Here is a 20,832-nt window from a genome sequence, read left to right as displayed (position 1 = left end):
TGCCTTTGCCATGCTGGTTAAATAAGACACAGCGGGACGGCTGTTTTACCGTCCCGCGTTTTGCCATTAGTGTTTAATAATATATAGATTTTTTGTGTAAATATTATCCATCGGGTCTTTACCGGAGTATCCCCCCACCCAGGGCTTCACCAGACGGGCATTCACGTAGTAATACACCGGTACTATTACTGAATCTTTATCCAGCTGTTGCTCGGCCTTATTATAGAGATCCGCGCGCTGAGATTCATCCGTCACTTTCAGGGTTTCCGCCATAATACGGTCAAAGATCGGGCTGTTATAATGTGGCGTGTTAAGGGAGTTACCGGAGAGCATCATATTCAGGAACGAGCTTGGCTCGTTATAGTCGGCGCACCATCCGGCCCGGGCCACATCAAAATTGCCCTGATGGCGGGTATCGAGGAAGGTTTTCCACTCCTGGTTTTCCAGCTTCACATTCACCCCGAGGTTTTTCTTCCAGACGGAAGCCGCGGCAATCGCCAGTTTTTTATGCAAATCCGAAGAGTTATACAGCAAATTAAAACTCAGCGGTTTGCCCTCACCGTATCCGGCTTCGGCCAGCAATTTTTTTGCTTCCGCATTGCGCTTGTCCTGGCTCCAGGAGAACCACTCCGGCCGGGTCAGGCTGGCGCCATCCGTATATGGCGGGGTAAAGCCGAAGGCGGGTAAATCCCCCTGCGCTTTGACTTTATTCACGATGATATCGCGATCAAGGCCCAGCTTGAGTGCGGTGCGCACCCGTGCGTCGGTAAACGGCGCCTTCTGGTTATTAATCTCGTAATAATAGGTGCAGAGATAGGGGTCAACGTGGACCTGGTCGGGGATCTCTTTTTTCAGCTTCTGGAACAGCTCAATGGGCATGCTGTTATAGGTCATGTCGATTTCGCCGCTGCGGTAGCGGTTAACGTCTGTGACTTCAGAGGATATCGGCAGGTAGGTCACCTGGTTCACCACGGTGCTGGCGTTATCCCAGTATTGGGGGTTGCGCACCATGACGATGCGTTCATTCACCACCCAGTCTTTTAAAAGATAGGCACCGTTGGTGACGATATTTGCGGGCTGGGTCCACTTCTCGCCCCACTTTTCCACCGCCGGCTGATAGACCGGCGACATGGCCGGGTTAACCAGCAGCTTATAAAAGTACGGCACCGGCTCGCTGAGGGTCACCTCCAGGGTGTGGTCATCCAGCGCCTTGACCCCCAGCTCCGCGGGCGGTTTTTTCCCTTCAATAATCGCATCCACATTCAGGATATGGCCGTACTGCGGGTAGCTGGCATAGGGGGATGCGGTTGCCGGATCCACCAGGCGCTGCCAGCTGTAGACAAAGTCCCGGGCGGTCACCGGCTCGCCGTTTGACCATTTGGCCTCTTTACGCAGGTGGAACGTCCAGACTTTAAAGTCTTTATTTTCCCAGCGTTCAGCAACCCCCGGGATCGGGTGACCGGTCATCGGGTCAGAAATCACCAGCCCCTCAAATAAATCGCGGCTCAGGTTTGCCTCCGGCACCCCTTCTATCTTGCCCGGATCCAGTGACTGTGGCTCTGAGCCATTATTGCGGACGATGGTTTGTTGCTCTGCAAGGCTTACCCCTTGCACAACCCGGGCAGCCTGGGTGGCGCTACTGGCAAACAGCGCCAGCAGCACCGCTGCGCTGAGGGTGTTTCTGGTGGTGATGATGGTCATTGTGTTGTTACTCCGGTCATTATTATTACTGGCTCAGGCCAGCTTATTGTGATGACACCGGTCTCTTTTATCGCGCTATTCCGGTTAGTGTGCTCTGAAAATAACCTGCCGGATGGTCTGACAACCGAGGGGTGTTCTGCCGGAAAATATCAAAAGCCCGGATAGCGCGCCAATATAAATTGCGGATTTGTTAATCAATCCGCTTTTATGATAAATCCCGCGCACGGTGCACCGCACGCGCGGGAATAATGAACAAAGGGGATCAGGTTACGCCAGCAGGCCAGGGAAAATAGATTTAATACCGGTAACAATAAACTCAATGCCCAGCGCCATCAGCAGCAGGCCCATAATACGGGTAATGACGTTGATCCCGGTTTGTCCCAGCAGACGCACCAGCCAGGGGGCCGCGCGGAACAACAACCAGCAACACAGGGCAAACAGCGCAATGGCCACCGCAAAGCCGACAATATAACTCCAGCTGTGGTAACGGGTTCCCCAGACAATGGTAGAGCTGATTGCCCCGGGCCCCGCCATCAGCGGTAATGCCAGGGGCACAACGCCGACGTTTTCACGGATTGCCGTTTCTGATTTTTCCTGCTTATTTTGTTTATCTTCCCCCAGCTTTCCGCTGATCATCGACATGGCAATGGTCACCACCAGGATGCCACCGGCAATGCGGAATGAATCAATAGAGATGCCAAACATGCTGAGGATAGCGTCGCCAAGTAACAGGGATGTCCAGAGGATAATCGCCACCGACAGGCTGGCGGTGAGGTTTGTTTTATTCCTTGCTGGCGCAGTCTGATAACTGGTCATACTGATAAAGACCGGCAGGATCCCCATCGGGTTGACCAGAGCGAATAATCCAATAAAAAATTTAAAATAGACTGCAAAATCAAACAGAGGATTTGTCACCTGTAACTCCGCAAGTGAACCAGTAGATGTCCGGCGTAGAGTAAAGTAAAAGCCCGGGATTCTCCAGCCTATTTCCCGTATCTGTGATACCTGCCGGTAATGCCAAAATACCGGCAAATAGATGTTACTTAATTGTCATGTTATGGATGATTTACGATTCATGACAGTCATTGTCACGCAGCGGTGATATATATGTATGGGTAAACAGCATGCTGAAAGGTGTCAGCATTGGTTATTTTTGACAGAGATCACAAAATCACTACTCAAAAATAGGTAATCTTGGCTCACATTAAGAAAAATGAGTCAGTATCATGCCCCGGCGGATACACAGCTCTTTTAGCAAATCATTCGGGCATTTTTTGTTTGCAGCGCAATGACATAGCAACTGCCCGTCAGACAGCTATACTGACGTGTCCGATAGCTGATTTGCTAAAAGAGTTTAACATTATCAGGAGAGCATTATGGCTGTTACTAATGTCGCTGAACTTAACGCACTCGTAGCCCGTGTGAAAAAAGCCCAGCGTGAATATGCCAACTTTACTCAGGAACAGGTTGATAAAATCTTCCGCGCTGCCGCTCTGGCTGCCGCTGATGCCCGCATCCCGCTGGCTAAGATGGCGGTAGAAGAGTCCGGCATGGGGATTGTGGAAGATAAGGTTATCAAAAACCACTTTGCTTCCGAATATATCTACAACGCCTATAAAGACGAAAAGACCTGCGGTATTCTCGAAGAAGACAAAACCTTCGGTACTATTACTATCGCTGAGCCTACCGGCATCATCTGCGGTATCGTTCCGACCACTAACCCGACCTCCACGGCTATCTTTAAATCGCTCATCAGCCTGAAAACCCGTAACGCCATTATCTTCTCTCCGCATCCGCGGGCGAAAAATGCCACCAATAAAGCGGCAGATATCGTACTGCAGGCGGCCATTGCTGCCGGTGCACCTAAAGATATCATCGGCTGGATCGATGAACCTTCCGTTGAGCTGTCTAATGCGCTGATGCATCACCCGGATCTGAACCTGATTCTGGCGACCGGTGGCCCGGGCATGGTTAAAGCCGCTTACAGCTCCGGTAAACCGGCTATCGGCGTGGGTGCCGGTAACACGCCAGTGGTTATCGACGAAACGGCAGATATCAAGCGGGCAGTTGCCTCTATTCTGATGTCTAAAACCTTCGACAACGGCGTTATCTGTGCCTCTGAACAGTCTGTTGTGGTGGTTGACTCCGTATACGACGCGGTGCGCGAGCGTTTCGCGACCCACGGCGGCTATATGCTGCAGGGTAAAGAGCTTAAAGCCGTTCAGGATATCATCCTGAAAAATGGCGGCCTGAATGCGGCCATCGTTGGTCAGCCTGCGGTGAAAATTGCCGAAATGGCGGGCCTGACCGTACCGGCCAGCACCAAGATCCTGATTGGCGAAGTTTCTGTGGTTGACGAGTCTGAGCCGTTTGCTCACGAAAAACTCTCCCCTACTCTGGCAATGTACCGCGCGAAAGATTTTGAAGATGCGGTTAATAAAGCAGAGAAACTGGTCGCCATGGGCGGTATCGGCCATACCTCCTGCCTGTATACCGACCAGGATAACCAGCAAGAGCGCGTTAACTACTTCGGCCAGATGATGAAAACGGCCCGTATCCTGATTAACACGCCAGCATCTCAGGGTGGTATCGGTGATCTGTACAACTTTAAACTCGCCCCTTCGCTGACGCTGGGCTGTGGTTCCTGGGGTGGTAACTCCATCTCTGAAAACGTTGGTCCTAAGCACCTGATCAACAAGAAAACCGTTGCTAAGCGAGCTGAAAACATGTTGTGGCATAAACTTCCGAAATCTATCTACTTCCGTCGTGGCTCTCTGCCTGTCGCCCTGGATGAAGTGATTACTGATGGTTGCAAACGTGCACTGATCGTGACTGACCGCTTCCTGTTCAACAACGGCTACGCTGACCAGATAACCTCTGTACTGAAAGAAGCCGGTGTGGAAGTGGATGTCTTCTTCGAAGTAGAAGCAGATCCGACCCTGACCATCGTGCGTAAAGGCGCGGAACTGTGCCACTCCTTCAAACCAGACGCTATCATCGCGCTGGGCGGCGGCTCCCCGATGGATGCGGCCAAAATTATGTGGGTGATGTACGAGCACCCGGAAACCCACTTCGAAGAGCTGGCGCTGCGCTTTATGGATATCCGTAAACGTATCTACAAGTTCCCGAAAATGGGCGTGAAAGCGAAAATGATCGCGATTACAACCACCTCCGGGACCGGCTCTGAAGTAACGCCGTTTGCGGTAGTGACCGACGACGCCACCGGCCAGAAATACCCGCTGGCTGACTATGCGCTGACCCCGGATATGGCAATTGTCGATGCCAACCTGGTGATGGATATGCCGAAATCCCTGTGCGCCTTTGGCGGCCTGGATGCGGTAACCCACGCTCTGGAAGCCTACGTATCGGTACTGGCCAGCGAATTCTCTGATGGCCAGGCGCTGGAAGCACTGAAACTGCTGAAAGAAAACCTGCCGGCTTCTTACCATGAAGGCGCGAAAAACCCGGTTGCCCGCGAGCGTGTCCACAGTGCGGCCACCATCGCCGGTATCGCGTTTGCTAACGCCTTCCTGGGTGTGTGCCACTCTATGGCCCATAAACTGGGCTCTCAGTTCCACATTCCGCACGGCCTGGCTAACGCCCTGCTGATTTGCAACGTTATCCGCTATAACGCGAACGATAACCCGACCAAACAGACCGCGTTCAGCCAGTATGACCGTCCGCAGGCACGCCGTCGCTATGCTGAAATCGCCGACCATCTGCGTCTGACCGCTGAAGGCGACCGCACCGCAGCGAAAATCGAAAAACTGCTGGCCTGGCTGGAAAGTATGAAAGCGGAACTGGGCATTCCTAAGTCCATCCGTGAAGCCGGGGTACAGGAAGCTGACTTCCTGGCAAACGTGGATAAGCTGGCTGAAGATGCCTTTGATGACCAGTGTACCGGCGCTAACCCGCGCTACCCGCTGATCTCTGAGCTGAAACAGATCCTGCTGGATACCTACTACGGCCACGAGTTCACCGAAGGTGAGCAGAAAAAAGCCCCGCAAGCGGCCCCTAAAGCTGAGAAAAAGAGTAAGAAAAGCGCCTAACCGGTAGCGCCTTACTCAGACAAAACCCGCCAGAATATGGCGGGTTTTTTTATGGATCTGACACAGCGATGGGGATAACTCATCAGCGCCGGTAAACTAACCGCAGCCCCCTGCACGCCCGGCGTCCGTTACGTATCAGTAACAAATACCCCGATTACGCCGACAGATGGCGCTGCTGTAACAGCGGCAGAGAGCCCACCTCCAGCGCTTCTTTATAGTGCTTACGGCAGGCAGAGACATAGCGCTCATTGCCGCCAATGACCACTTGCTCACCTTCGTTGTACGGCCTTCCTGCGTGGTCCAGGCGCAGCACCATGCTGGCTTTACGCCCGCAGAAGCAGACGGTTTTCAGCTCAACCAGCTTATCGGACCAGGCCAGTAAATACTGGCTACCGCTGAATAGCTCGCCCCGGAAATCAGTACGCAGGCCATAACAGAGCACCGGAATATCCAGCTCATCCACCACCTGAGAGAGCTGATAGACCTGTTCGCGGGTCAGAAACTGGCTCTCATCGACCAGTACACAATGGATATGCTGTTTCTGATGCTCTGCCTGGATCTCGCTGAACAATGCGCTGGACGGATTAAACAATTTCGCCGGGGAGGAAAGCCCGATACGCGAGCTGACCTTACCGGCGCCATATCTGTCGTCTATTTCCGCGGTATATACCATGGTGTGCATACCGCGTTCCTGATAATTGTACGACGACTGGAGCAATGCGGTTGATTTACCTGCATTCATCGCCGAATAATAAAAATAAAGCTGAGCCATTCACCCAACGCCCTCAAACTGTAGACTTAAGCTGCGGATTGTATCACAGGATCCCGGGATGTTCCGGCGAGAAACCCGGCCTGTAATCCCCGCCTGGCGGGCCTGAAGTTAACACGGACATAACACGACGCGGGCATATCGGGTGAAATAACGGGGTAGCTTCCTCACCAGGATTAATCAATCCGGCGTACCGTTACTTATTATTCCTTAATAAAAAAAGGGGCTCACAGGGCTAATACAACCGCCCTGGCGATACCCCGGAAAGGTATACTTTCGTGCTCTTTGACCAGTGAAAAAGTGACATCCGGCAAACTTTTCACCCGGAACAATAACGGAAAAAAGAAGTTAATGACCGCTAAACACTGGCGTAAATATTATGTAATTTTGAATTCCTTACATTAAGATCTATTGCAGAACTAAATTTAACGCTCTATTATTAGAAAACACACTACTCACTCCTGATATAAATTTGAGATTACTAAAATGAGCGAAGCACTGAAAATTTTGAACAACATCCGTACTCTTCGTGCACAGGCGAGAGAATGTTCCCTGGAAACTCTGGAAGAGATGCTGGAAAAATTAGAAGTTGTTGTAAACGAACGTCGTGAAGAAGAAAGCGCAGCCGCCGCAGAAATTGAAGAACGCACCCGTAAACTGCAACAATATCGCGAAATGCTGATTGCAGACGGTATTGACCCGAATGAACTGCTGAATTCCATGTCCGCAGCAAAAAGTGGTACTAAAACCAAACGCGCAGCACGCCCGGCTAAATATAGCTATATTGATGAAAACGGCGAAACCCGCACCTGGACTGGCCAGGGCCGTACCCCGGCAGTAATTAAGAAAGCTATCGACGAGCAGGGTAAATCTCTCGATGACTTCCTGATCGCTGAATAATTCAGCAATACGAAAAAATCCCGCCACGGCGGGATTTTTTTATCCGCAACGCGTCACCCTCCCCGTACCGGGACGGGTTCAGTTAGTCATCAAATAACCGCCCATCGCACCCCTGCGTTTTTCTGGCGCAACCCTGGCTCCCTGAAGCCCTTACAGGGCTTTTTTTTACCACTGCTAACCATCCGGCATATCCCATTCTCACAACCCTATTTACCCGCCTGTTGCGGGCCCTCTGTCATATACGTATTACCGGTATCATTAACCACCCGATCCGCGCAGTAGCGCATAAAAGACAGCCAGCCGGAATTATCCCCACCCGGCGGTAAAAATAGACCACCGCCCCTTTCAGGGGGATACGGGTAACACAGCCATTCTGTTATTGCTTAAAACGATGATAAGAAACGGAAGCAGGATTTATAGCGGGGAAACAACGTGCGGGCTGGCTACAGATAATGTCGCTCCGCTATTGTGGTATAAAAACAATCGCGGAGCGACTCCCCGTCGCCAGGGCATTAATGCAGCAAATCAGGAAAGCGCAATAGACGCACCACGGCCAATGGCATAATAAGTAAAGCCGCGTTTTTCCAGACGCTCCGGATCGTACAGATTACGACCATCAAAAATAACCGGATCGCGCAGGGCATTTTTGATCTCAACAAAGTCTGGCGCTTTAAAGCTCTGCCATTCGGTGCAGATAATCAGCGCGTCTGCATTATGCAGCGCCGCCTCTTTAGTGCCCATCAGCATCAGCTCATCCCGGTGACCATAAATACGCTGTGCTTCATTCATGGCTTCCGGATCGAATGCCTGAACTTTCGCACCGCGTCTCCACAGCTCTTCCAGCAGTACCCGGCTGGATGCCGCACGCATATCGTCGGTATTCGGCTTGAAGGAGAGCCCCCACAGCGCGAATGTCTTCCCTTCGAGGTTTTCACCATACTGACGCACAACAAACTCAGGCAGTTTATATTTCTGAGATTCGTTCACGTCCTCAACGGCCTGCAGCAGGCGCGGCGCATAGCCAATATGCTCAGCCGTGCGAATCAGTGCCTGTACATCTTTCGGGAAGCAGGAGCCGCCGTAGCCGCAGCCCGGGTAGATAAAGTGATAGCCAATACGCGAGTCAGAGCCGATCCCCTGGCGCACTTTTTCCACATCCGCCCCGAGACGCTCCGCCAGGTTGGAGATCTCATTCATAAAGCTGATTTTGGTAGCCAGCATGCAGTTTGCGGCATATTTGGTCAGCTCTGCGCTGCGGATATCCATCATTATCATACGGTCGTGGTTACGGTTAAACGGCTCGTATAATTCACGCAGCAGATCCACAACGGCTTCGCTGTCTGTACCAATGACGATGCGCTCCGGGCGCATACAGTCCGCAACCGCGGCCCCTTCTTTCAGGAACTCCGGGTTGGAAACCACATCAAACGGCACATCCAGATCGCGCTGCTTCAGGGTTTCCAGCATCACGGTGCGAACTTTATCGGCAGTCCCGACCGGCACAGTGGATTTATCAATCACCACTTTGTGGTCAGTCATATACTGCGCGATGGTGCGCGCCACAGCGGTAACATATTTCAGATCCGCTGAACCGTCTTCATCCGGCGGAGTACCAACGGCAATAAACTGCATCTGCCCATGTTCTACGCCGCTTCTGGCGTCGGTACTGAAGTGCAGACGGCCTTCTTCATAGTTTTTAGTAACCAGAGGTGTCAGACCGGGTTCGTAAATAGGGATGATCCCTTTTTTCAGGTTCTCTACTTTCTTCTCGTCAACGTCGATACACATCACATCGTGCCCGACCTCCGCCAGTACCGCGGCCTGAACAAGCCCTACATAGCCAATCCCAAATACGGTTACTTTCATCACATATTCCTGCAGTTAACCTGATAATTATTTCTTAGTGCCGACCGTCTCTTTCAGCCAGGCCTTAAATTCTGTTCCCAGGGTATTATGGCGTACGCCATATTCAACGAATGCCTGCATATAACCCATTTTGTTACCACAATCGTGGCTTTTTCCTTTCAGGTGATACGCATCAACCGGATCGCGCTCCATCAGCATGGCGATGGCGTCTGTCAGCTGGATCTCATCACCGGCACCCGGAGGGGTTTTAGACAGCAGCGGCCAGATATCGGCGCTTAAAACATAGCGACCAACAACGGAGAGGTTAGACGGCGCTTCGCTGGCTTTAGGTTTCTCAACAATCCCCACCATCGGTGCACTGTCGCCCGGGTTCAGCGTGGCGCCCTTGCAGTCAACAACACCGTACGCGGTCACGTCTTCTACCGGCTCAACCATGATCTGGCTGTGACCGTCGGTTTCAAAGCGGCGGATCATTTCAGCAAGGTTATCTTTGCTCAGATCAGATTCGTATTCGTCCAGGATAACGTCTGGCAGCACCACGGCCACCGGCTCATCGCCCACTACCGGATGCGCACACAGCACCGCATGGCCCAGGCCTTTCGCCAGACCCTGACGTACCTGCATGATGGTGACGCCCGGCGGGCAAATTGCCTGCACCTCTGCCAGCAGCTGACGTTTTACGCGTTTTTCCAGCATGGCTTCCAGTTCAAAACTGGTGTCGAAGTGGTTTTCGATGGAATTTTTCGAGGAGTGTGTAACCAGAACAATTTCAGTGATACCGGCGGCAATACATTCGTTAACAACGTACTGAATCAGTGGTTTATCAACCAGCGGCAACATCTCTTTAGGGATTGCTTTCGTTGCCGGCAACATACGCGTTCCGAGCCCTGCGACCGGAATCACAGCTTTTGTTACTTTAGCTTTAGTTACAGCCATTAAATATTCTCCAGAACTGTCCAGGCTTTTAGCCGTTCATAATAAAAAACGCCCCGAGTATATCAGTTCAAAATAGAACTATTGGGTCGTATTCCTGTGAAGTAGAAAAATTAAGACAAATTGAAGTGAAACTGGTTAAATAATATCACGCGCCGTAGCGCACGTGCACCGCAATATAGCGCCTCCTTTGCGGTGTCTCAATCAGAAGATAACATCAGGCGTAAACGGCCCCCGGCGCCCCAGACCTGGCACTGCCAGGCACTGCAGCGCTGGCTTATCTGATTGAAATGCGTACTGTTCATCGTCCCCAGCGGAACGCCATTACTGAGCTGGACCTGGTGTTCACCGGTATTAAGCGTGGCGTTAAGCCCGGCGGACACTAACAGCAGGTTATTTAATGTACTATGGTAATAACCGACCAGCAGCGGGAATTGCCCCTGAAGATTAGCCTGGCGCAATAATTGATTTACCTGACGGAGTATCGCGCCCATTTCAGGCAGCCGCTGATTCTGGCGCGAAAGATGATCCTGCAGCAGATGGTTAAACAGTGCACGTAATAATAACGCTGCTAAAACGCCATTATCCCCGGCCCGGGAAACATCAAGACAATAAAAGGCCAGATCATTATCGGATAATGGCGCAATATCCAGCACCAGCCCGGGAGTATCCCCGGCGGTTAACTGGCGATAATTTACCCGGCAGTGCGAAATAATCTGCTGCACCGGCGGCTGTAGCTCCTTTAGCAGCTGAACCGCCGCAGAGGGGTTATGGGCCAGCGCATCCCAGTCCTGGAAAAGTCGCTCTTCCTCTTCTACCCGCGAGTTGAACATCACCGGGTAGAGGCAGGCAAGCACGGTTTCACGCAGCCGGTCGAAATCCTTAATAGGTTTTAGCAACACATCCTGCACCCCCAGGCGCAGGGCGCTGGCAATGTCAGACATATTCTCCGTTGCGGAGATAATCAGCACCGGGGTTTGATCGCCCTGGCTGCGCAAATGCTCTACCAGTTTCAGGCCATCCATCCGCGGCATGGCGAGATCGCAAATCAGCAGATCGGGCGCCTGGCGCGCCATCTGTTCAATGGCCTCAATACCGTCTCCGGCAGTCCGGGTCGTCGCCCCAAGCGACTTCAGCCAGCCGTCCAGTAATGAGCAAAACACCGGTTCATCTTCCACGATGAGGATCTGTTTTCCGGACAATGACGCTGACATGCTCTCTCCCCTGACTGGCGCAATATAAATAGTGGCATGAAACCCAGACTTACGCCCGTCAGAATTTGCCTGAAGTGGAATAAAATAAACGCTGCCAATAGGTTAAGCCAAAACGATATGTCTAATCCAATGCTGTAAAGTAAACACCCTGAAGCTGAAACGTTTTTTCTCTTTTTTTGCCGCCGTGACAGGTTAACGGGACTCAGTTAACATGCCTGTTCCGGATTGTTTCAACCAGAGTGAATAAAGGAAGAACAGTGACACAACCTTGTCCTTGCGGCAGCGGTTTGGAGTATAGCCTATGTTGTCAGCCTTACTTAGCTAACGCACAAACCCCCGCCAGCCCGGAGGATCTGATGCGCTCCCGCTACAGTGCCTTTGTCATGCACCAGGCGGACTACTTAGTGGCAAGCTGGCACCCACAGTGCCGTGCTGAAGGGCTCAAAGATGAGCTGGAGCGCGGTTTTCCGGCCACCCGCTGGCTGGGGCTCACCGTGTATGATACCCACCCGGGCCGCACCCCGGAGGAAGGCTTCGTCAGTTTTGTGGCCCGCTTTGAAGAGAATGGCAAACCAGGAGCCATTATTGAGTGCTCCCGATTCTTAAAAGAACAGGGGCGCTGGTATTATATTGACGGAACACGACCACAGTTTGGCCGCAACGACCCCTGCCCCTGCGGCTCGGGTAAGAAATTCAAAAAGTGCTGTGGTCAGTAAGCCCACGGCAATGTCGCAACAACACACAACAGGATTTTCGCAGTCCATGCACGCGCAACAACGAAAAGTTCTCCGGACCATTTGTCCCGATCAGAAAGGGCTCATCGCCCGGATCACCAATATCTGCTACAAACACGAGCTCAACATTATTCAGAACAATGAATTTGTTGACCACCGCACCGGGCGCTTCTTTATGCGTACCGAGCTGGAGGGCATTTTTAACGACGCGACGCTACTGGCGGATCTGGACAGCGCCCTGCCGGAAGGCTCCGTTCGGGAGCTGAACCCGGCCGGACGGCGCAGAATTGTTATTCTGGTCACCAAAGAGGCCCATTGTCTGGGCGATCTGTTGATGAAGGCCACCTACGGTGGGCTGGATGTGGATATTGCGGCGGTTATCGGTAATCACGATACACTGCGCCCGCTGGTAGAACAGTTTGGGATCCCGTTCCAGCTGGTCAGCCATGAAGGCCTGCCCCGCGAAGTTCACGACCGGCAGATGGCAGAGGCCATCGACGCCTGGCAGCCGGACTATGTCATTCTGGCGAAATATATGCGTGTGCTGACGCCGGAGTTTGTCGCCCGCTTCCCGAATAAGATAATCAATATTCACCACTCGTTCCTGCCGGCCTTTATTGGTGCCCGTCCGTATCACCAGGCCTATGAGCGCGGGGTGAAAATCATCGGTGCTACGGCGCACTATGTGAATGACAACCTGGATGAAGGCCCGATTATTATGCAGGATGTGATTAATGTTGATCATACCTTCACCGCAGAAGATATGATGCGCGCGGGCAGAGATGTGGAGAAAAACGTGCTGAGCCATGCCTTATATAAAGTTCTGGCGCAGCGGGTCTTTGTCTACGGTAACCGGACGATTATTTTATAATCACCCGGGGAGTGAACTGGGCAGCTTTACAGCGTTAAGGGCAAAAAGTACGCAAACAGTTCATTTTTCTCAACGCAATGCTTTACAGGGGCGCTTCATTTGATATGATGCGCCCCGCTTCCGGAGATAGCGGAAGCGGCCAGTGGTGGGGTTCCCGAGCGGCCAAAGGGAGCAGACTGTAAATCTGCCGTCTCAGACTTCGAAGGTTCGAATCCTTCCCCCACCACCATTTTTCATATAGCAGTGTCGTAATAACGATGTTGTTATAGCATATCATCCGGTACGGGAAGGATGAGGACCTTCGACTAAGGTTCGACTTGAGCGATAGCGAGAGAACGTTGCGCAGCAACGGCCCGAAGGGTGAGGAACGAAGTGACGAATAATCCTTCCCCCCTGTAGCATCTACAATTAGCATTTCCCCAGTGGTGGGGTTCCCGAGCGGCCAAAGGGAGCAGACTGTAAATCTGCCGTCTCAGACTTCGAAGGTTCGAATCCTTCCCCCACCACCATTTCTCTTAGTATCTCCCTGGTTAAAATCTCTCTTCGTATTTATATATTCTCCCGTACGGGAAGGATGAGGACCTTCGACTAAGGTTCGACTCGAGCGATAGCGAGAGAACGTTGCGCAGCAACGGCCCGCAGGGCGAGGAACGAAGTGACGAGTAATCCTTCCCCCACCACCATTTCTCTTAGTGTCTCCCTGGTTAAAATCTCTCTTCGTATTTATATATTCTTCCGTACGGGAAGGATGAGAACCTTCGACTAAGGTTCGACTCGAGCGATAGCGAGAGAACGTTGCGCAGCAACGGCCCGCAGGGCGAGGAACGAAGTGACGAGTAATCCTTCCCCCACCACCATTTCTCTTAATAACCTCCGTGTAAAATCAGCTTTCCCCCCTGATAACAACCACTGTCCGTATCTCTATATCTCCGGCGTAAAACACCTCGCCATACAATATTCCGCTTCCCCTTCCCCCCTGCCCGCAGGCATAAAAAAAGCGCCCGGCAATCAGGCGCTTAAACCACGGTAATAGCCAGTTAGCGACGTGCGCGAACCACCTGATATTTCCGGGTTAAATATTCCACCGGCACGCTCCAGATATGCACCAGGCGGGTAAACGGGAACAGCAGGAACAGGGTCATCCCCAGCACCAGGTGTACCCGGTAGATCAGGGCCACACCGTCCAGATACTCAGCGGCACCGGCATGGAACGTCACTACCGCCTGCGCCCAGTTCACCAGTTTCATCATTTCGCTGCCGTCCATATGCTGTGCGGAGAACGGGATAGTGCCAAGCCCCAGCAGACACTGAATCACCAGCAGCGCCAGGATCAGGATATCGGCGCGGGTGGTTGTGGCGCGGATACGCGGGTTAAACAGACGGCGTTTTAACAGCATCAGCCCGCCGACCAGGGTCATCAACCCGGCCAGACCGCCCCCTACCATCGCCATCATCTGTTTAACCGGCAGCGGCAGGAAGGACTCATACACCCAGTGGGGAGTCAGCATACCGAGAAAGTGCCCGGCAAAGACCCCGAGGATCCCGAAGTGAAACAGGTTTGAGGCCATATTCATCCCGCGCCGGTCCAGCATCTGGCTGGAGGCCGCCCGCCAGCTGTACTGGCCATAGTCATAACGGATCCAGCTGCCAATCAGGAACACGGCACCGGCCAGATAAGGATAAAGATCAAAGAAAAATAAATTCAGGAACTGCATCAGCGCTGTCCTCCGTCAGTCAGATCCAAATACTGTGGTGCCACCGCCCCCGCAAAGCGCCGCTGGTGGGCGCTGACCGGGGAGTCGCCGCACCCCTGCTCGGCGAAAAACTTAACCTGCTCTTCCTCCCACACCGCGTCGAGGGCGGCGGGGGTATCATCACGGGCCTCGTCGGCAATTTTTTGCTGAACCGCGCTGCTGTCCAGCGCGCTGTCTGCCATATGCAGCAGAATATCCAGCAGCACCCCGTAGTGGCTTTCACGCTGCTGCAAACGGGCGCTGAGCAAGGCAAGGATCGGCGCGATATCCTGCAACCCTTCCCGGGCAGCCGCCTCCGGCAACTGGGCCAGATACTCCAGATACACCGGCAAATGGTCCGGCAGCTCCAGGGTGTCCAGCTCCAGGCCCGCGTTACGGTACTGCCCGAGCAGGTCAACCATCGCCTGGCCCCGATCCCGGGATTCACCGTGCACATGCTCAAACAGCAGCAGCGACGTGGCCCGGCCGCGATCAAACAGCTCGCTGTATTCCGCCTGAACGTCAAGCAGATCCCGGGAGAGCAGCGTGGTAACAAATTGCCCTAACTGCTGTGCATCAGCACGGCTCAGCCGCGACGACTGCGCAATGGCCTGAGTGATTTCCTCGCGGTTTTGCGCCAGGTCCTCTGCCGGGTACTCCAGCAGACGGGAGATAACAATCAGCTCTTTCATTCGCGCGACTCCGTTTTAGCACTGACATCAATGGCATCAATACGGCGGCTGTTAAACAGATTGAACTTCGTGTCGCTACCGTGGCAGCCATCCCCAAAGCTGAAGCCGCAGCCATTGCGTTCCGGGAAGGCGTCCCGGGCCTCTTCCCGGTGGCTGGTCGGCACCACAAAGCGGTCTTCGTAGTTCGCGATAGCCAGGTAACGGTACATCTCCTGCGCCTGGGCGGCCGTCAGGCCCACCTGCTCCAGCGCCCGGGTATCTTCCACACCGTCCACGGTTTCCGCGCGCTTAAAGTGGCGCATGGCCAGCATCCGCTTCAGGGCCAGCAGAACCGGGGCGGTATCACCGGCAGTCAGCAGATTCGCCAGATACTCCACCGGAATACGCAGGCTTTCCACATCCGGCAGGATACCGTTATGGGGCAGCTCACCGCTGTCTGCGGCGGACTGGATAGGCGACAGAGGCGGCACGTACCAGACCATCGGCAGGGTGCGGTATTCCGGGTGCAGCGGCAGAGCGAGCTTCCACTCCATGGCCATTTTGTACACCGGAGACTGGCGGGCAGCTTCCAGCACTTTGTCGGAAATGCCCTGCTCGCGCGCCTGGCGAATCACCTCGGGATCGTTCGGATCGAGGAACACCTCCAGCTGGCGCTGATAGAGATCTTTTTCGTTTTCGGTGCTGGCGGCCTGCTCAATCGCGTCCGCGTCATAGAGCAGCACCCCCAGATAGCGGATACGGCCAACGCAGGTTTCAGAGCAGATGGTCGGCATACCGGCTTCAATACGCGGATAGCAGAAAATACATTTCTCAGATTTGCCGCTCTTCCAGTTGAAGTAGATTTTTTTGTAAGGGCAGCCGGTGACACACATACGCCAGCCGCGGCATTTGTCCTGGTCGATCAGCACAATGCCGTCTTCTTCACGCTTATAGATGGCGCCGCTCGGGCAGGTTGCCGCACAGGCCGGGTTCAGGCAGTGCTCGCACAGGCGCGGCAGATACATCATAAAGGTGTTTTCAAACTGGCCATACATGGCCTTTTGCAGGTTGGCAAAGTTCAGATCGGCACTGCGTTTACTGAACTCGCCCCCCAGGTCATCTTCCCAGTTCGGGCCCGCTTCGATTTTGTCCATCCGCTGGCCGGTGATCAGCGAGCGCGGGCGGGCAATCGGCTGGGCTTTGGTGCCTTCCGGCGCGTTGTGCAGGCGCTGGTAGTCAAAGGTGAAGGGCTCGTAATAGTCGTCTATCCCCGGCAGATGCGGGTTAGCAAAAATTTTGCCCAGCAGCATGGCGCGGCCACCCATGCGCGGCTGTAATTTACCGTTGATTTTGCGGATCCAGCCGCCCTTCCATTTTTCCTGGTTTTCCCAGTTATCCGGGTAACCAATCCCCGGGCGGGTTTCAACGTTATTAAACCAGGCGTATTCCACGCCTTCACGGCTGGTCCAGACATTTTTGCAAGTAACGGAACAGGTATGGCAGCCAATGCATTTATCCAGGTTCAGCACCATGCCAACTTGTGAACGGATTTTCATTTTACGCTCTCCTGTACCTGATCATGACCTTCATCATCTAACCAGTTGATATTTTTCATCTTACGAACCACAACAAACTCATCACGGTTGGAGCCCACAGTACCGTAGTAGTTGAAGCTGTATGCCAGATGGGCATAGCCGCCGATCATATGGGTGGGCTTGGGCGTAATACGGGTCACCGAGTTATGGATCCCGCCACGCTGGCCGGTAATTTCAGAGCCCGGCAGGTTAACAATGCGCTCCTGGGCGTGGTACATCATGGTCATGCCCGCAGGAATGCGCTGGCTGACCACGGCACGGGCTGTCAGGGAGCCGTTGGTGTTAAACACCTCGATCCAGTCGTTGTCGGCAACCCCCAGCTCCCGGGCATCGTCCTCACTCAGCCAGACGACCGGGCCGCCGCGACCCAGGGTCAGCATCAGCTGGTTGTCACTGTAGGTGGAGTGAATGCCCCACTTCTGGTGCGGTGTCAGGAAGTTCAGCGCTTTTTCCGGGTTACCGTTGGATTTCTGCCCCATGACCGCCTTCACAGAGCGGGTGTCGATAGGCGGACGGTAGACCAGCATGCTCTCACCAAAATCACGCATCCACTGGTGATCCTGATAGATCTGCTGGCGGCCGGACAGGGTGCGCCACGGGATCAGCTCATGCACGTTGGTATAACCGGCGTTATAAGAGACATGCTCATCTTCCAGGCCAGACCATGTGGGGCTGGAGATGATTTTGCGCGGCTGCACCTGGATATCCCGAAAACGGATCTTCTCGTCTTCTTTGTTAATCGCCAGATGGGTGTGTTCACGCCCGGTCACATCACTCAGCGCCGACCAGGCTTTCACGGCGACCTGGCCGTTGGTTTCCGGGGCAAGCGTTAAGATCATTTCCGCCGCGTCAATGGCGGTATCCAGCAGCGGCTGGCCTTTGGCCGGGCCATCCTGTTTGGTGTGGTTCAGTTTACGCAGCAGCTCCACTTCGCTCTGGGTCTGCCAGCCGATCCCTTTACCGCCATTACCGAGTTTTTCCAGCAGCGGCCCGACAGAGGTAAAGCGCTCCCAGGTGGCCGGATAATCGCGGACCACCGGAATAATATGCGGCGCGGTTTTGCCGGGGATCAGGTCACATTCGCCCTTCTTCCAGTCTTTCACATCCAGCGGCTGGGCCAGTTCGGCGGCCGAGTCGTGCTGGATAGGCAGGGTGACCACGTCGGTTTCCACCCCCAGGTGGCCCTCACACACCTGCGAGAAGGACTTCGCGATGCCTTTGTAGATCTCCCAGTCGCTTTTTGACTCCCAGCAGGGATCAACCGCGGCGCTGAACGGGTGGATAAACGGGTGCATATCCGAGGTGTTGAGATCTTCTTTTTCGTACCAGGTAGCGGTAGGCAGCACAATATCGGAGTACAGACAGGTACTGGAAAGACGGAAGTCCAGGGTGACCACCAGATCCAGCTTCCCTTCAACCCCCTGATCCTGCCACTCCACCTCTTCCGGCTTACTGGCCCCCTGTTTGCCCAGATCCAGCCCCTGGATCCCGTGCTCAGTCCCCAGCAGGTATTTGAGCATAAACTCATGGCCCTTACCGGAGGAGCCCAGCAGGTTAGAACGCCAGATAAACAGGTTACGCGGGTGGTTGTTGCCGCTGTCCGGTGCTTCGGCAGCAAAGCGGATATCGCCACTTTTCAGTGCCTGAACCGTGTAGTCTACCGGATCCATACCGGCCGCTTTGGCTTTTGCGGCAATGGTCAGCGGGTTGGTGTCCAGCTGCGGTGCGGAAGGCAGCCAGCCCATGCGCTCAGCACGCACGTTAAAGTCCACCAGGTTGCCACTGTAGCGGCGTTTATCCGCCAGCGGTGAGAGCAGCTCCTGGGCGCTGACGCTTTCATAACGCCACTGGCTGGAGTGGTTATAAAAATAGGAAGTGCTGTTCATATGGCGCGGCGGGCGCTGCCAGTCCAGCCCGAACGCCAGCGGTAACCAGCCGGTCTGGGGGCGCAGTTTTTCCTGGCCCACATAGTGGGCCCAGCCGCCACCGCTCTGGCCCACACAACCGCAGAAGATCAGCATGTTGATAAGCCCGCGGTAGTTGGAGTCCATGTGATACCAGTGGTTAAGACCGGCCCCGACGATAATCATCGAACGTCCGTGGGTTTTGTCCGCGTTGTGGGCGAACTCCCGGGCGATACGGATAATATCCTGGCGCGGTACACCGGTGATTTTCTCAGCCCAGGCCGGGCTGTAGGCTTTCACCTCATCGTAGTGGCTGGCGCAGTTGCTGTCGTCCAGGCCACGATCAAGGCCATAGTTAGCCAGGGTTAAGTCATACACCGAGGCCACCAGCGCTTCGCTGCCATCGGCCAGGGTCAGGCGTTTAACCGGCAGTTTATGAAGCAGGATCTCATCCAGCGTGACGGCCGGGAACCCTTCGGTTTTATCCCCACCAAAATAAGGGAAGCCCACATTCACCACATCGTCATGGCTACCCAGCAGGCTCAGGCGCAGCGTGGTCTCTTCACCATTCGCCCCGTTGCGCTGCTCCAGGTTCCATTTCCCCTTCTCGCCCCAGCGGTAACCGATGGAGCCCTGGGGAGCAATCAGCCCGCCGTTGGTATCATCCACCGCAACGGTTTTCCATTCCGGGTTATTGTCCTGATCCAGAGCACCGGTCAAATCGCTGGCGCGCAGCATACGGCCCGCCGCATAGTAGCCCTGCTCACGCGCTTCAAGCATGACCAGCATCGGCATGTCCGTGTAGCGGCGCACATAGTCAGTAAAATACTGGCTGGGATTATCAAGATGGAACTCACGCAGCATCACATGGCCCATTGCCAGCGCCATGGCGCTGTCAGTGCCCTGTTTCGGCGCCAGCCACTGGTCACAGAGCTTGGAGATTTCCGCGTAATCCGGTGTGATGGCGATAGTTTTCGTACCCTTGTAGCGCACTTCGGTGAAGAAGTGAGCGTCTGGTGTACGGGTCAGCGGAACGTTAGAGCCCCAGGCGATAATGTAGCTGGAGTTATACCAGTCGGCAGATTCCGGCACGTCGGTCTGCTCGCCCCAGGTCATCGGTGAGGCGGGCGGCAAATCGCAGTACCAGTCATAGAAGCTCAGGCAGGTGCCGCCAATCAGGGACAGGTAGCGGGCGCCGGAGGCATAAGACACCATAGACATGGCCGGGATCGGCGAGAAGCCCGCGATACGGTCAGGGCCATAGGTTTTCGCGGTGAAGACGTTGGCGGCGGCGATCAGTTCGTTCACCTCCTGCCAGGAGGAGCGCACCAGGCCACCACGGCCACGGGCCTGTTTATAACTTTTTGCTTTTGCGCTGTCGTTAACAATAGAGGCCCAGGCATCAACCGGATCGCTGTGCTGCGCTTTGGCTTCGCGCCACAGTTTCAGCAGGCGTTTGCGCATCAGCGGGTATTTCAGGCGGTTGGCGCTGTACAGATACCAGGAGTAGCTGGCGCCACGCGGGCAGCCACGCGGCTCATGGTTGGGCAGGTCCGGGCGGGTGCGTGGGTAGTCGGTCTGCTGGGTTTCCCAGGTCACCAGGCCACTTTTGACATAAATCTTCCACGAGCATGAGCCGGTGCAGTTTACCCCATGGGTAGAGCGCACCACTTTGTCATGCTGCCAGCGCTGGCGATACCCGTCTTCCCAGTCTCGGTTGGTATCAAAAGTCTGTCCGTGTCCATCGGCAAAGGTTTCTCCCTTCTGTTTGAAGTAGCGAAACCGGTCAAGAAACTTGCTCATCGGGATTCTCCTGATGTGGAGCCTGTGGCTCTCTGTAAAAGTCGACATTGCTGGAGTTAACAGCAAGGTAATCCCCCGAACCGGACCGG

General features: G+C 54.3%; 14 protein-coding genes, 2 tRNA genes and 3 other RNA genes. 9 read left to right on the top strand and 10 right to left on the bottom strand.

Translation table 11 applies throughout. The features are described 5' to 3' along the window. Window positions 1-66 precede the first annotated feature (66 nt). On the bottom strand, window positions 67-1,701 hold the full coding sequence (gene oppA, locus EBL_RS09185; RefSeq protein ID WP_002441011.1) for an oligopeptide ABC transporter substrate-binding protein OppA: 1,635 nt from the start codon (window positions 1,699-1,701) through the stop codon (window positions 67-69). 267 nt (window positions 1,702-1,968) lie between these two features. Next, window positions 1,969-2,616 carry a YchE family NAAT transporter gene (locus tag EBL_RS09180; protein WP_002441012.1) on the bottom strand — a complete coding sequence of 216 codons (648 nt, stop codon included), beginning with the start codon at window positions 2,614-2,616 and terminating at the stop codon, window positions 1,969-1,971. Window positions 2,617-3,077: 461 nt separating this feature from the next. On the opposite strand from EBL_RS09180, the gene adhE reads away from it, so the two are divergent. Then, on the top strand, window positions 3,078-5,750 hold the full coding sequence (gene adhE, locus EBL_RS09175; protein WP_002441013.1) for a bifunctional acetaldehyde-CoA/alcohol dehydrogenase: 2,673 nt from the start codon (window positions 3,078-3,080) through the stop codon (window positions 5,748-5,750). 154 nt (window positions 5,751-5,904) lie between these two features. Here adhE and tdk read toward each other — a convergent pair whose 3' ends face one another. Continuing rightward, complete coding sequence (tdk, locus tag EBL_RS09170) at window positions 5,905-6,522, bottom strand: thymidine kinase (RefSeq protein WP_002441014.1); 618 nt, start codon at window positions 6,520-6,522, stop codon at window positions 5,905-5,907. A 483-nt stretch (window positions 6,523-7,005) separates the two neighbouring features. On the opposite strand from tdk, the gene hns reads away from it, so the two are divergent. Next, window positions 7,006-7,419 (top strand): histone-like nucleoid-structuring protein H-NS, encoded by a 414-nt coding sequence (gene hns, locus EBL_RS09165; RefSeq protein WP_002441015.1) that lies wholly within the window; start codon window positions 7,006-7,008, stop codon window positions 7,417-7,419. 525 nt (window positions 7,420-7,944) lie between these two features. On the opposite strand, the gene EBL_RS09160 is transcribed toward hns, so the two are convergent. The 3 genes from EBL_RS09160 to rssB all read right to left on the bottom strand — a co-directional run bounded on the left by EBL_RS09160 (window position 7,945) and on the right by rssB (window position 11,432). Beyond that, window positions 7,945-9,285: a UDP-glucose dehydrogenase family protein gene (locus EBL_RS09160; protein WP_002441017.1), complete on the bottom strand. Its 1,341-nt coding sequence runs from the start codon at window positions 9,283-9,285 to the stop codon at window positions 7,945-7,947. Between the two features lie 27 nt (window positions 9,286-9,312). Continuing rightward, entirely contained in the window at window positions 9,313-10,221 is a 909-nt protein-coding gene (gene galU, locus EBL_RS09155) for a UTP--glucose-1-phosphate uridylyltransferase GalU (protein WP_002441018.1), read from the bottom strand. Window positions 10,222-10,418: 197 nt separating this feature from the next. Next, window positions 10,419-11,432 (bottom strand): two-component system response regulator RssB, encoded by a 1,014-nt coding sequence (gene rssB, locus EBL_RS09150; protein ID WP_002441019.1) that lies wholly within the window; start codon window positions 11,430-11,432, stop codon window positions 10,419-10,421. A 257-nt stretch (window positions 11,433-11,689) separates the two neighbouring features. Here rssB and EBL_RS09145 point away from each other — a divergent pair, with 257 nt between their 5' ends. The 7 genes from EBL_RS09145 to EBL_RS19870 all read left to right on the top strand — a co-directional run bounded on the left by EBL_RS09145 (window position 11,690) and on the right by EBL_RS19870 (window position 13,894). After that, window positions 11,690-12,148: a YchJ family protein gene (locus EBL_RS09145; protein ID WP_002441020.1), complete on the top strand. Its 459-nt coding sequence runs from the start codon at window positions 11,690-11,692 to the stop codon at window positions 12,146-12,148. A gap of 46 nt (window positions 12,149-12,194) precedes the next feature. Beyond that, the gene (gene purU / locus EBL_RS09140) at window positions 12,195-13,037 is read left to right on the top strand and encodes a formyltetrahydrofolate deformylase (protein ID WP_002441021.1); all 843 of its coding nucleotides are present in this window, start codon (window positions 12,195-12,197) and stop codon (window positions 13,035-13,037) included. A 144-nt stretch (window positions 13,038-13,181) separates the two neighbouring features. Then, window positions 13,182-13,266: transfer RNA gene (locus EBL_RS09135), tRNA-Tyr, on the top strand. Window positions 13,267-13,307: 41 nt separating this feature from the next. Next, window positions 13,308-13,435, top strand: a non-coding RNA gene (locus EBL_RS19880) — RtT sRNA. A 26-nt stretch (window positions 13,436-13,461) separates the two neighbouring features. Further along, window positions 13,462-13,546 (top strand) — tRNA-Tyr (locus EBL_RS09130). Window positions 13,547-13,590: 44 nt separating this feature from the next. Continuing rightward, window positions 13,591-13,720: non-coding RNA, RtT sRNA (locus EBL_RS19875), on the top strand. A 44-nt stretch (window positions 13,721-13,764) separates the two neighbouring features. Continuing rightward, window positions 13,765-13,894, top strand: a non-coding RNA gene (locus EBL_RS19870) — RtT sRNA. A 180-nt stretch (window positions 13,895-14,074) separates the two neighbouring features. On the opposite strand, the gene narI is transcribed toward EBL_RS19870, so the two are convergent. From narI to EBL_RS09110, 4 genes are read right to left on the bottom strand one after another with little or no spacing between them, the layout of a single operon-like run. Further along, window positions 14,075-14,752 carry a respiratory nitrate reductase subunit gamma gene (gene narI / locus EBL_RS09125; protein WP_002441022.1) on the bottom strand — a complete coding sequence of 226 codons (678 nt, stop codon included), beginning with the start codon at window positions 14,750-14,752 and terminating at the stop codon, window positions 14,075-14,077. Further along, complete coding sequence (gene narJ, locus EBL_RS09120) at window positions 14,752-15,462, bottom strand: nitrate reductase molybdenum cofactor assembly chaperone (RefSeq protein WP_002441023.1); 711 nt, start codon at window positions 15,460-15,462, stop codon at window positions 14,752-14,754. Before narJ ends, narI begins: the two co-directional genes overlap by 1 nt. Then, complete coding sequence (narH, locus tag EBL_RS09115) at window positions 15,459-16,997, bottom strand: nitrate reductase subunit beta (protein ID WP_002441024.1); 1,539 nt, start codon at window positions 16,995-16,997, stop codon at window positions 15,459-15,461. The genes narJ and narH overlap by 4 nt, the downstream gene beginning before the upstream one ends. Next, the gene (locus tag EBL_RS09110) at window positions 16,994-20,743 is read right to left on the bottom strand and encodes a nitrate reductase subunit alpha (RefSeq protein ID WP_002441025.1); all 3,750 of its coding nucleotides are present in this window, start codon (window positions 20,741-20,743) and stop codon (window positions 16,994-16,996) included. Before EBL_RS09110 ends, narH begins: the two co-directional genes overlap by 4 nt. Between the last annotated feature and the right edge of the window lie 89 nt (window positions 20,744-20,832).

It is taken from the genome of Shimwellia blattae DSM 4481 = NBRC 105725, assembly GCF_000262305.1.
Taxonomy (GTDB): Bacteria; Pseudomonadota; Gammaproteobacteria; order Enterobacterales; family Enterobacteriaceae; genus Shimwellia; species Shimwellia blattae.
This window is presented reverse-complemented; position numbering and strand designations above follow the sequence as displayed.

Bases quoted from the DNA above. Each gene is read 5' to 3' on its own strand.
- oppA (WP_002441011.1), bottom strand. From the start codon at position 1,701: ATGACCATCATCACCACCAGAAACACCCTCAGCGCAGCGGTGCTGCTG.
- adhE (WP_002441013.1), top strand. From the start codon at position 3,078: ATGGCTGTTACTAATGTCGCTGAACTTAACGCACTCGTAGCCCGTGTG.
- tdk (WP_002441014.1), bottom strand. From the start codon at position 6,522: ATGGCTCAGCTTTATTTTTATTATTCGGCGATGAATGCAGGTAAATCA.
- hns (WP_002441015.1), top strand. From the start codon at position 7,006: ATGAGCGAAGCACTGAAAATTTTGAACAACATCCGTACTCTTCGTGCA.
- EBL_RS09160 (WP_002441017.1), bottom strand. From the start codon at position 9,285: ATGAAAGTAACCGTATTTGGGATTGGCTATGTAGGGCTTGTTCAGGCC.
- galU (WP_002441018.1), bottom strand. From the start codon at position 10,221: ATGGCTGTAACTAAAGCTAAAGTAACAAAAGCTGTGATTCCGGTCGCA.
- rssB (WP_002441019.1), bottom strand. From the start codon at position 11,432: ATGTCAGCGTCATTGTCCGGAAAACAGATCCTCATCGTGGAAGATGAA.
- purU (WP_002441021.1), top strand. From the start codon at position 12,195: ATGCACGCGCAACAACGAAAAGTTCTCCGGACCATTTGTCCCGATCAG.
- narI (WP_002441022.1), bottom strand. From the start codon at position 14,752: ATGCAGTTCCTGAATTTATTTTTCTTTGATCTTTATCCTTATCTGGCC.
- narJ (WP_002441023.1), bottom strand. From the start codon at position 15,462: ATGAAAGAGCTGATTGTTATCTCCCGTCTGCTGGAGTACCCGGCAGAG.
- narH (WP_002441024.1), bottom strand. From the start codon at position 16,997: ATGAAAATCCGTTCACAAGTTGGCATGGTGCTGAACCTGGATAAATGC.
- EBL_RS09110 (WP_002441025.1), bottom strand. From the start codon at position 20,743: ATGAGCAAGTTTCTTGACCGGTTTCGCTACTTCAAACAGAAGGGAGAA.